The sequence below is a fragment of the Streptosporangium minutum genome (assembly GCF_002149035.1).
Taxonomy (GTDB): Bacteria; Actinomycetota; Actinomycetes; order Streptosporangiales; family Streptosporangiaceae; genus Streptosporangium; species Streptosporangium minutum.
Genome location: NZ_NGFP01000417.1, coordinates 1 through 3999, shown reverse-complemented (window position 1 = coordinate 3999; position 3999 = coordinate 1). Strand labels below are relative to the sequence as shown.

4 protein-coding genes are annotated in these 3999 nt (G+C 71.5%); all 4 read right to left on the bottom strand.

What is annotated here, in order from left to right:
- A partial coding sequence (trxA, locus tag CA984_RS42900; protein WP_086579021.1) for a thioredoxin occupies nt 1-432 on the bottom strand: 432 nt, incomplete at its 3' end.
- Nucleotides 433-444: 12 nt separating this feature from the next.
- Entirely contained in the window at nt 445-3051 is a 2607-nt protein-coding gene (clpB, locus tag CA984_RS42895) for an ATP-dependent chaperone ClpB (RefSeq protein WP_086579020.1), read from the bottom strand.
- The gene (locus CA984_RS42890) at nt 3042-3362 is read right to left on the bottom strand and encodes a chaperone modulator CbpM (protein WP_086579019.1); all 321 of its coding nucleotides are present in this window, start codon (nt 3360-3362) and stop codon (nt 3042-3044) included. Before CA984_RS42890 ends, clpB begins: the two co-directional genes overlap by 10 nt.
- A gap of 99 nt (nt 3363-3461) precedes the next feature.
- Nucleotides 3462-3999: J domain-containing protein (locus tag CA984_RS42885; protein WP_242676487.1), on the bottom strand; the 538-nt coding region annotated here is incomplete at its 5' end.

Below are 3999 nucleotides of genomic sequence, written 5' to 3'. Positions count from 1 at the left end.
CCCCGCCGTCGCGATCGCCCCGTCCACCCAGGTGCGCAGCTCGGCGGCCGGCGCGGCGCCCGCCCTCTCGGCCACGACCCGCCCGCCGCTCATCACCATCAGGTAGGGGATGTTGCGGACGGTGAAGCGCTCGGAGAGCTTGCGCGAGCGGTCCACGTCGACCTTGACGAGTTTCACCGTGCCCGCGAGGTCCTCGGCGACCCGGTCGAGCGCCGGGCTGACCATCCGGCAGGGCCCGCACCACGCCGCCCAGAAGTCCACGATCACCGGGACCGGCGAGCCCTCGGCCACCTCGGCGAAGTCGTCGTCGCCGGCCTCGGCGAGCCACGGCAGCGGCCGATGGCACCTGCCGCAGCGCGGAGCGCTCGACGCGACCGCGGGGACCCTGTTCTTCTGCCCGCAGTTCTTACATTGCACGATATTTGATGACATGCCCGCTTCTCCTCACTCGTAGGTGACGACGAGCTCGCCTTCGGCCAGTCCGACCCGGACCACGGCGCCGTCGTGCACGTCACCGGTGAGCAGCGCACGGCCGATGCGGGTCTCGACCTCCCTGGCGATGAACCGGCGCAGCGGGCGCGCGCCGTACACCGGGTCGTATCCCCGCTCGGCGATGTACCTGCGCGCGTCTTCGGAGACCTCCAGCCCTATCCCCCGCTCGTCGAGCCGTGCCCGCAGCTCACCGAACATCAGCTCGACGATGTGCTCGATCTCCTGCGGCGTGAGCGGCTTGAAGATCACGATGTCGTCGACGCGGTTGAGGAACTCCGGGCGGAAGTGCGAGCGCAGCTCCGCCATGACCTGCTCCTGCACGTCGTGCTTGATCTCCCCGCTCGGCGTGACGCCTTCGAGCAGGTAGATCGAGCCGATGTTGGAGGTCATGATCAGCACGGTGTTGCGGAAGTCGACGGTCCTGCCCTGCGCGTCGGTGAGCCGCCCGTCGTCCAGGACCTGCAGCAGCGTGTTGAAGACGTCGGGATGGGCCTTCTCCACCTCGTCGAAGAGCACCACCGAGTACGGCTTGCGCCGTACCGCCTCGGTGAGCTGGCCGCCCTCGTCGTACCCGACGTAGCCGGGAGGGGCGCCGACCAGACGGCTGACCGTGTGACGCTCCTGGTACTCACTCATGTCGATGCGGATCATGTTGTCCTCGGTGTCGAACAACGCCGCCGCGAGCGCCTTGGCCAGCTCGGTCTTGCCCACGCCCGTCGGCCCCAGGAAGATGAACGACCCGATCGGACGGCGCGGGTCCTTGATGCCGGAGCGGGCCCTGATGACGGCGTCGGCTACCAGCCGCACCGCCTCGTCCTGGCCGATCACCCGCTCGTGCAGGATCTCGTCCAGGTGCAGAAGCTTCTCCCGCTCCCCCTCCTGCAGGCGGCTCACCGGGATGCCCGTCCACCTGGAGACGATCATCGCGATCTCGTCCTCGGTCACGACCTCACGCAGCAGCCGCCCTGCGCCCTGCTTGGCGCGCAGGCGCTCCTCCTCGGACTGCAGGCGCCGTTCGAGCTCGGGCAGCTTGCCGTGCCGCAGCTCGGCGGCGCGGTTGAGGTCGTAGTCGCGCTCGGCGCGCTCGGCCTCGGTGCGCACGCGCTCTATCTCCTCGCGCAGGCTCTGGACGCTGCGCAGCACCTGCCGCTCGGCCTCCCACTGCGCCCGCATGGCGTCGGCCTCGGCGCGCAGGTCGGCGAGCTCCTTGCGCAGCTCCTCCAGGCGGGCCCTGCTCGCCTGGTCCTCCTCCTTGGCCAGCGCGGCCTCCTCGATCTCCAGCCGCATCACCCTGCGGGTGAGCTCGTCGAGCTCGGCGGGCATCGAGTCGATCTCGGTGCGGAGCATCGCGCAGGCCTCGTCCACCAGGTCGATGGCCTTGTCCGGCAGGAAGCGGTCGGAGATGTAGCGGTGGCTCAGCACGACGGCGGCCACCAGCGCGCCGTCCTGGATCGTCACCCCGTGGAAGACCTCCAGCCGCTCACGCAGACCGCGCAGGATCGAGATGGCGTCCTCGACCGAGGGCTCGTCGACCATCACGGGCTGGAAGCGGCGCTCCAGGGCGGCGTCCTTCTCGATGTGCCTGCGGTACTCATCCAGGGTCGTGGCCCCGATCATGTGCAGCTCGCCGCGGGCCAGCATGGGTTTGAGCATGTTGCCCGCGTCCATGGCGCCCTCGGCCGCGCCCGCGCCCACGACCGTGTGCAGCTCGTCGACGAAGAGCAGGATCCGCCCCTCGGCGGCCACGACCTCGGTGAGCACCGCCTTGAGGCGTTCCTCGAACTCGCCCCGGTACTTCGCGCCGGCCACGAGGGCGCCCATGTCGAGGCTGAAGACCGTCTTGTCCTTGAGGCCGTCGGGCACGTCGCCGTTGTTGATCCGCTGGGCGAGGCCCTCGACGATGGCGGTCTTGCCGACTCCGGGGTCGCCGACCAGGACCGGGTTGTTCTTGGACTTGCGGGACAGGATCTGGATGACCCGGCGGATCTCGCTGTCGCGCCCGATGACCGGGTCGAGCTTGCCCGCCGCGGCGTCTGCGACCAGGTCGCGGCCGTACTTCGCGAGTGCCTCGTAGGCGACCTCGGGCATCGCCGAGGTGACCCGCTGGTTGCCGCGGATCTCGGTGAGCACCCGGAGGAAGGCGTCCCTGCTCAGCCCCTGCTGGCGGAGCAGCCGTCCGGCGGAGGTCGCGCTGCCCTCCTCCAGCAGGGCGACGAGCAGGTGCTCGACCGAGACGTAGTCGTCCTTGAGCCGGTCGGCCTCCCTCKTGGCCGTCTCCAGCAGGCGGGACAGGCGCTGGGTCACCCGGACCTGGCCGGGGTCGACCCCGGGGCCGCTGACCTTGGGCCGGCGGCTCAGCTCGGCCTCCAGGTCGGCGACGAGCCGGTCCAGGTCGACGTCGGCCTTGACGAGCAGGCGGGGGATCAGGCCGTCCGGCTGGTCCAGCAGCGCCAGCAGCAGATGCTCCCCGTCGATCTCGGTGTGCCCGAAGCGCAGCGCCTTGGTCTGGGCGTCGTGCAGCGCCTCCTGCGACTTCTGTGTCAACTGGTTCACGTCCACTGCGGTCCTCCTGGGGTGCCTGTGATGCGGGAGCGGTCGCGCTGGGCGGCCTCCAGCTCCGCGATGCGGTCGAGCAGGTCCACCACCAGGCCCAGTGCGGCGTAGTTGAGGCCGAACCCGGCGCGCAGGCGCTGGATCCGGGCCATGGCGTACATCTGGGCCGGCGGGAACCACAGGGCCCCGGCCGCGTCGCGCTGCGCGTCGAGCACGCCGAGAGCCACGAGACGGCGCACCAGATCCGGATGCGTCCCGGTGGCCCGGGCGAACGCCTCCAGGTCCAGCCGCGCGGGTCTGACGAGGGCGTAGATCATCGCCGCCTCCTCGGGAGGGGTCGCAGGGATCTCACAGGCGGACGGCAGGTCATCGCCGCCGCCTCGCGGGACGCCGGGCCCGCGCGTGCGGGCAGGCCATCACCGCCTCCTCGGGTCGAATGTCGAGACGGCGGCGAGCTGCTCGAACAGCCGCCGCTCCTCGTCCGACAGCGTGGGCGGCACCATGATCCGCACCTCGGCGAACAGGTCCCCGGGCGCGCCCCGCGGGTTCGGCATCCCCCGGCCGCGCAGCCGCAGCCTCCGGCCGCTGGAGGTCCCGGCGGGCACCTTGACCTTGGCCTCGCCGGCCGGGGTGTCGACGGCGACGGACGCGCCCAGCGCCGCCTCCCACGGGTTGACCGGGAGCTGGACGTGGATGTCGCGCCCCTCGACCCGGTAGCGGGGGTGCGGCGCGATCCTGACGATCAGGTAGAGATCCCCGGCGGCGGCTCCGTCGCTGCCCCGGCCGCCCTGCCCCGCCAGCCGGATGCGCTGACCGTCGGTCACGCCCGCCGGGATGTTGACGTCGATCCGGCGGCCGCCCACGGTGATCGAACGGCGGCCGCCCCGGTAGGCGTCCTCCACGGTGAGCTCGATCTCGGCCTCCTGGTCGGCGCCGGGGATCGATCCCCAGCCC

Bases quoted from the DNA above. Each gene is read 5' to 3' on its own strand.
- CA984_RS42890 (WP_086579019.1), bottom strand. From the start codon at position 3,362: ATGATCTACGCCCTCGTCAGACCCGCGCGGCTGGACCTGGAGGCGTTC.